The 3,193-nt window shown below is 41.5% G+C and carries 2 protein-coding genes and 1 pseudogene; 1 reads left to right on the top strand and 2 read right to left on the bottom strand.

Translation table 11 applies throughout. The annotated features are described in order from the left end of the window. The first annotated feature begins 36 nt into the window (after window positions 1-36). Window positions 37-1,602, top strand: coding sequence for a cation:proton antiporter (locus PX482_RS00370; protein ID WP_288121940.1), 1,566 nt, complete (start codon window positions 37-39; stop codon window positions 1,600-1,602). Window positions 1,603-1,620: 18 nt separating this feature from the next. Here the strand turns inward: PX482_RS00370 and PX482_RS00365 are convergent, their stop codons facing one another. Both PX482_RS00365 and PX482_RS00360 read right to left on the bottom strand, forming a co-directional pair. Continuing rightward, entirely contained in the window at window positions 1,621-2,370 is a 750-nt protein-coding gene (locus PX482_RS00365; protein ID WP_288026593.1) for an amino acid ABC transporter ATP-binding protein, read from the bottom strand. 12 nt (window positions 2,371-2,382) lie between these two features. Next, a pseudogene (locus tag PX482_RS00360) lies at window positions 2,383-2,838 on the bottom strand (DUF29 domain-containing protein). Window positions 2,839-3,193 lie beyond the last annotated feature (355 nt).

Here is a 3,193-nt window from a genome sequence, read left to right as displayed (position 1 = left end):
TGATAACTGATAACTGATAACTGATAACTGAAAATAATGAGTCTAGAATCTACTGCTAACGAGGCGATCGCTCATAATTTAGAGCAATTCCTGCTAGTTTTGACCATTTCCTTGAGTGTCGCCACTTTATCGAGAACCGTTGCCTTCCTCCGCAAAATTCCCTACACCCTGCTGTTAGTTATTGTCGGTATGGGTTTAGCTTTTTTAGATTTGCGTCTAGTTAATCTTTCCCCGGAATTAATTCTGGAAATTTTTCTGCCTCCCCTCCTTTTTGAAGCCGCTTGGAATATTCCTTGGGCTAAATTAAAGGAATATTGGGTTACTATCGTCCTTTTTGCCGTTATCGGGGTAATTATCTCCGTTTTGGGAGTCGCCTATCCCCTACATATCTTTGCTAATTTACCCCTATCGATCGCTTTTCTGTTGGGTGCTGCCCTAGCTGCCACCGATCCCGTCTCTGTAATTGCCCTATTTAAAGAATTGGGGGCCAGTAAAAAACTGACGATCCTGATGGAAGGGGAAAGTCTCTTTAATGATGGGGTCGCTGTGGTGGCTTTCGTCCTCTTGGTGGGGATTCCCTTGGGAGTCGATACCTTTTCCGTCCCCGTCACGATCGCTCGTTTCTGCACCTTTGTGGGGATTGGCATCGGTGTCGGTTGCGTGATCGGTTTCGGCATTTCCTACCTTACCCAACGCTTTGATCTGCCTTTTGTGGAACAGTCTCTGACTCTAGTTTCTGCATACGGAACCTATCTCGTCACGGAAAAATTAGGCGGATCCGGTGTGATTGGGGTGGTAATTGTCGGGATTATTCTCGGTAATCTCGGTTCGCGCATTGGTATGAGTCCCCGCACGCGCCTGGTAGTTAGCGAATTTTGGGAATTTATCGCCTTTTTTGTCAATTCTATCATCTTTTTACTGATCGGCGATCAAACTCGTTTTGAGAGTCTTGGTAGTCACTTAACCGGGATTTTAATAGCGATCGCTGCTATGGTGGTTTCCCGTCTGTTCTCAATTTTTGGACTAGGGGGAATTAGTAACCTAATTACGGGCAATAGCATCAATTTCAAGGAAAGAACGGTGTTATGGTGGGGAGGATTGCGCGGTTCGGTTTCGATCGCCCTAGCGTTAAGTGTTCCTACGTCTATCCCCTACCGTCAAGAAATTATTGACGTGGTTTTTGGGGTGGTTTTATTTACTTTATTGGTGCAAGGATTATCCATACAATGGCTGTTAAATGCCCTCAATCTTATCGGTGATCAACCGATTCGCACCGAATATTCGGCCTTAATTGCTCGTCAAATTGCTTTAACTAGGGTTGCCAATTATCTGCAACAACCAGAACGTTTTCCCGATATCGATCCCGAATTTTATCGCCACAAAAAAACGCTAGTGGAGGGACAACTAAAGGCCTTGGGCGATCAGTTGCAAAAATTACTACAGGAACACCCACAATTAAAAGATGTGGTAGCCGAACAATTTCAAGATACTTTACTTGATATCGAAGCTAATACCTACGCAGAATTAATTCGAGCCGGTCGTTTAAATGAAAATCTCGTTCCCCTTTTAGTGGAGGTAGAAGAAGAAAAAGAGATGGTTTAATGATCAAGTCATGGAAAATCAAAGAATTTTTGCTAAAAATTGCTGAGTTCGATCGGATTGGGGATTATTAAAAAATTTTTCTGGGGGGGCAATTTCCAAAATTAAACCCTGATCCATAAATACCACTCGATCGGCCACTTCTCGCGCGAATCCTACCTCGTGGGTGACACAAACCATGGTCATCCCGGATTTGGCTAAACTTTGCATCGTTTCCAAGACTTCTCTCACCATTTCCGGATCTAAAGCTGAGGTGGGTTCATCGAATAACATCACCTTCGGCTGCATAGCTAAAGCGCGAACGATTGCCACCCGCTGCTGTTGTCCTCCCGATAACTGAGGGGGATATTTAAGTGCTTGTTCGAGAATACCAACTTTTTCGAGGAGTTTTCTCGCTATTTCCTCCGCTTTGGCTTTTTTCCAACCGCGCACCCACATTGGTCCGAGGGTGACATTATCTAATACCGTCAGATGGGGAAAGAGGTTAAATTGTTGAAAAACCATGCCGACTTCCTGACGGATTACCTCGATATTTTTCAGGTTGTGGGACACAGTTATTCCGTCAATAATAATGCGACCTTTTTGATAGGATTCCAAACCGTTAAAAGTGCGAATAAAGGTGGATTTTCCTGAACCGGACGGCCCCATAATCACGACAACTTCCTGTTTATTAACGGTGAGATTCACTCCCCGTAAAGCATGAAAGCGGTTATCATACCATTTTTCCACCGCTTCGGCAATTATAATCGGTTCACTGTTGTGAGATTCCATATTTTTGAGAGTTTATTGATTATCTGTATCGGGAAACCACTGTTTCTCAAGAATTTGTCTCAGAGAGTAGGGACAAATTATCGGTAAATTTTTTAATCCTGTCTTTTTTTCTGCAATTAAGCGAGCGTTTTCATAGATATCTTCTAACTCTAGTTCTAGTTCTAGAAATTTACTTAAATTGGTGGTGAGCTTATATTCTAATTGTACTCGAAAAGTGATAATCTCTGCCGCCCAATGATTACTATTTTTTTCTCTTTCTGTTGTCCAAAATTGATAGAGTAGCAGCTAGATTATTATCGATAAAATTAAACTTTTAACAGCAGTTTTTTCGCTTCGTCTCAAAGCTGCCAACTCCTCGATTAAATGTTCGTAATCTAACTGATCTAACTGACGATTTTTTAATAACTCGATCGTCTCGCTTAACCAGCGATCATACTCCCGTTCATAAAGCTGTTCTAAAGCAAGCATTGTCTTTGATCAAATGGGGACATTATTAAAAATAACCCGTTCCTAGAAATGATAGCATAAAAGATGCGGTTGATTAGTGTAAATATTTTTTATTTAGTTTTAAACGGAGATATTTCCGCATAATTAACTGATTTTATCGAATTTATTCATATTTACACCGAATAAACACCTGAATTGATTGAGGCAATAATCCTGACTGTACCCGAAGAAGTTGGGTTCTTCGGTTTTTGTTATGCAATGGACGGGGGTTATAAGGGATGGAACCCTTATATAGAAAGGCATTTGGCGATTTTTGTCAATTATTTTTGATCTAGAGCGAACTAATCAATTAAGTCTCTTGCCAGATAAGGATTTA

Origin of the sequence: Microcystis sp. M53602_WE12 (genome assembly GCF_030065455.1) — a bacterium.
GTDB lineage: Bacteria > Cyanobacteriota > Cyanobacteriia > Cyanobacteriales > Microcystaceae > Microcystis > Microcystis aeruginosa.
Note: the sequence above shows the minus strand (reverse complement) of the source record. Positions and strands in the feature narration are given on the sequence as shown.

Coding starts and splice junctions, on each gene's coding strand:
- PX482_RS00365 (WP_288026593.1), bottom strand. CDS start 2,370: ATGGAATCTCACAACAGTGAACCGATTATAATTGCCGAAGCGGTGGAA.
- PX482_RS00370 (WP_288121940.1), top strand. CDS start 37: ATGAGTCTAGAATCTACTGCTAACGAGGCGATCGCTCATAATTTAGAG.